Raw genomic sequence first — 4,428 nt, forward strand, 5'->3', positions numbered from 1 at the left:
GAATATTGCACAATGGGCGCAAGCCTGATGCAGCAACGCCGCGTGCGGGATGACGGCCTTCGGGTTGTAAACCGCTTTTAGTAAGGAAGAAGGGGCTTCGGCCTTGACGGTACTTGCAGAAAAAGGACCGGCTAACTACGTGCCAGCAGCCGCGGTAATACGTAGGGTCCGAGCGTTGTCCGGAATTATTGGGCGTAAAGAGCTCGTAGGCGGTTTGTCGCGTCTGCTGTGAAATCCCGAGGCTCAACCTCGGGTCTGCAGTGGGTACGGGCAGACTGGAGTGCGGTAGGGGAGAATGGAATTCCTGGTGTAGCGGTGGAATGCGCAGATATCAGGAGGAACACCGATGGCGAAGGCAGTTCTCTGGGCCGTAACTGACGCTGAGGAGCGAAAGCGTGGGGAGCGAACAGGATTAGATACCCTGGTAGTCCACGCCGTAAACGTTGGGCGCTAGATGTGGGGACCTTTCCACGGTTTCCGTGTCGTAGCTAACGCATTAAGCGCCCCGCCTGGGGAGTACGGCCGCAAGGCTAAAACTCAAAGGAATTGACGGGGGCCCGCACAAGCGGCGGAGCATGCGGATTAATTCGATGCAACGCGAAGAACCTTACCAAGGCTTGACATATACGAGAACGCTGCAGAAATGTAGAACTCTTTGGACACTCGTATACAGGTGGTGCATGGTTGTCGTCAGCTCGTGTCGTGAGATGTTGGGTTAAGTCCCGCAACGAGCGCAACCCTCGTCGCATGTTGCCAGCACGTTATGGTGGGAACTCATGTGAGACTGCCGGGGTCAACTCGGAGGAAGGTGGGGATGACGTCAAATCATCATGCCCCTTATGTCTTGGGCTTCACGCATGCTACAATGGCCGGTACAAAGGGCTGCGATGTCGTAAGGCGGAGCGAATCCCAAAAAGCCGGTCTCAGTTCGGATTGAGGTCTGCAACTCGACCTCATGAAGTCGGAGTCGCTAGTAATCGCAGATCAGCAACGCTGCGGTGAATACGTTCCCGGGCCTTGTACACACCGCCCGTCAAGTCATGAAAGTCGGTAACACCCGAAGCCGGTGGCCTAACCCTTGTGGAGGGAGCCGTCGAAGGTGGGATCGGTGATTAGGACTAAGTCGTAACAAGGTAGCCGTACCGGAAGGTGCGGCTGGATCACCTCCTTTCTAAGGAGCATCTGGACACCGCAGGGTGTTCCAGGCATGCCGGATCAGACCGAACGTGTCTGCCGGCTGCTCATGGGTGGAACATTGACATAGGTCTTCGTCTGAATGGTTCAGATCTAGTACGCCTCGCTTGCGGGGTTGGAACGGTCGGGGCCGGGATGGCGGGGACGTGCACGCTGTTGGGTCCTGAGGGACCGGACAACCCCCGCGCTTGTGAGAGTGGCGGGGGGTGATGGTTTCTTCAGACCTTCACCGATGATGACCGTGGGTTGTCGGGGGTGGGGGTTCTGGCCGTCTGTTGAGAACTACATAGTGGACGCGAGCATCTTAGATTCAACGTCGCCGTTCTTCGGAGCGTGGACGTTGGGTCACAAGATTCGTAGGACGTGCCCTTCGGGGTGCGTTCGACTAATCATTGGTCAATCTCGTATCGCATCTTTCGGGGTGTGGTGCGCGATCGATTCAACTCATGTGATTTCAAGTTTCTAAGAGCAAACGGTGGATGCCTTGGCATCTGGAGCCGAAGAAGGACGTCGTAATCTGCGATAAGCCTCGGGGAGCTGATAAACGAGCTGTGATCCGAGGATTTCCGAATGGGGAAACCCCGCCAGGCCCTTTGGGTGACCTGGTGACTCCCGCCTGAATGTATAGGGCGGGTAGAGGGAACGTGGGGAAGTGAAACATCTCAGTACCCACAGGAAGAGAAAACAACCGTGATTCCGTGAGTAGTGGCGAGCGAAAGCGGATGAGGCTAAACCGGTCATGTGTGATACCCGGCAGGGGTTGCATGGTCGGGGTTGTGGGACCTTTCGTGCTGTTCTGCCGGACAGCGACGGTGACGTGCGTGGTATAGGCGAACCGGATTGAAAGCCGGACCAGAGTGGGTGTGAGTCCCGTAGCTGAAATGCCATGCCGGCCGGAAGGGGATCCCAAGTAGCACGGGGCCCGAGAAATCCCGTGTGAATCTGTCAGGACCACCTGATAAGCCTAAATACTCCCAGATGACCGATAGCGGACAAGTACCGTGAGGGAAAGGTGAAAAGTACCCCGGGAGGGGAGTGAAATAGTACCTGAAACCGTTTGCTTACAAACCGTCGGAGCCTCCTTGTTGGGGTGACGGCGTGCCTTTTGAAGAATGAGCCTGCGAGTTAGTGATCTGTGGCGAGGTTAACCCGTGTGGGGTAGCCGTAGCGAAAGCGAGTCTGAATAGGGCGATTCAGTCGCAGGTCCTAGACCCGAAGCGAAGTGATCTATCCATGGCCAGGTTGAAGCGACGGTAAGACGTCGTGGAGGACCGAACCCACTTCAGTTGAAAATGGAGGGGATGAGCTGTGGATAGGGGTGAAAGGCCAATCAAACTTCGTGATAGCTGGTTCTCTCCGAAATGCATTTAGGTGCAGCGTTGCGTGTTTCTTGCCGGAGGTAGAGCTACTGGATGGCCGATGGGCCCCAACAGGTTACTGACGTCAGCCAAACTCCGAATGCCGGTAAGTGAGAGCGCAGCAGTGAGACGGTGGGGGATAAGCTTCATCGTCGAGAGGGAAACAACCCAGACCACCAACTAAGGTCCCTAAGCGCGTGCTAAGTGGGAAAGGATGTGGAGTTGCACAGACAACCAGGAGGTTGGCTTAGAAGCAGCCACCCTTGAAAGAGTGCGTAATAGCTCACTGGTCAAGTGATTCCGCGCCGACAATGTAACGGGGCTCAAGCACGCCACCGAAGTTGTGGCATTGACATTTGTGGTAGGCCTTCGTGGTCCAGCCGTGTTGATGGGTAGGAGAGCGTCGTGTGCCGGGTGAAGCGGCGGTGGAAACCAGCCGTGGACGGCACACGAGTGAGAATGCAGGCATGAGTAGCGAAAGACGGGTGAGAAACCCGTCCTCCGGAAGACCAAGGGTTCCAGGGTCAAGCTAATCTGCCCTGGGTAAGTCGGGACCTAAGGCGAGGCCGACAGGCGTAGTCGATGGACAACGGGTTGATATTCCCGTACCGGCGAAGAACCGCCCACACGAGATCAGAAGTGCTAAGCATCCCAAGCCGTGCGGATCCCTTCGGGGTGATGCGCGGGGCGGCATGCGACCCCGTCTGGTGGAGTGAGCGTATTAACAGGTGTGACGCAGGAAGGTAGCCCAGCCCGGGCGATGGTTGTCCCGGGGCAAGCGTGTAGGCCGAGCGATAGGCAAATCCGTCGCTCATACAGGCTGAGACGCGATGCGGATGAAAAGTGGGTGATCCTATGCTGCCGAGAAAAGCATCGACGCGAGGTTCCAGCCGCCCGTACCCCAAACCGACTCAGGTGGTCAGGTAGAGAATACCGAGGAGATCGAGAGAATCGTGGTTAAGGAACTCGGCAAAATGCCCCCGTAACTTCGGGAGAAGGGGGGCCCGAAGCGTGAACCTGCTTGCCAGGGGAAGCGTGGAGTGGCCGCAGAGACCAGTGGGAAGCGACTGTTTACTAAAAACACAGGTCCGTGCCAAGTCGCAAGACGATGTATACGGACTGACGCCTGCCCGGTGCTGGAAGGTTAAGAGGACCGGTTAGCCGCAAGGCGAAGCTGAGAATTTAAGCCCCAGTAAACGGCGGTGGTAACTATAACCATCCTAAGGTAGCGAAATTCCTTGTCGGGTAAGTTCCGACCTGCACGAATGGCGTAACGACTTCCCAGCTGTCTCAACCGCGAACTCGGCGAAATTGCATTACGAGTAAAGATGCTCGTTACGCGCAGAAGGACGGAAAGACCCCGTGACCTTTACTACAGCTTGGTATTGGTGTTCGGTGTGGCTTGTGTAGGATAGGTGGGAGACTTTGAAGCGGGCACGCCAGTGTTCGTGGAGTCATTGTTGAAATACCACTCTGGTCACTCTGGATATCTAACTTCGAACCGTGATCCGGTTCAGGGACAGTGCCTGGTGGGTAGTTTAACTGGGGCGGTTGCCTCCCAAAAAGTAACGGAGGCGCCCAAAGGTTCCCTCAACCTGGTTGGCAATCAGGTGGCGAGTGTAAGTGCACAAGGGAGCTTGACTGTGAGACTGACAGGTCGAGCAGGGACGAAAGTCGGGACTAGTGATCCGGCAGTGGCTTGTGGAAGCGCTGTCGCTCAACGGATAAAAGGTACCTCGGGGATAACAGGCTGATCTTGCCCAAGAGTCCATATCGACGGCATGGTTTGGCACCTCGATGTCGGCTCGTCGCATCCTGGGGCTGGAGTAGGTCCCAAGGGTTGGGCTGTTCGCCCATTAAAGCGGTACGCGAGCTG

General features: G+C 56.4%; 2 rRNA genes. Both read left to right on the forward strand.

The window, feature by feature from the left end:
* Positions 1–1,171 (forward strand): 16S ribosomal RNA (locus tag ACWEOH_RS19730); the annotation flags it as partial.
* Between the two features lie 475 nt (positions 1,172–1,646).
* Positions 1,647–4,428, forward strand: a 23S ribosomal RNA gene (locus ACWEOH_RS19735); the annotation flags it as partial.

Source organism: Agromyces sp. NPDC004153 (genome assembly GCF_053603635.1).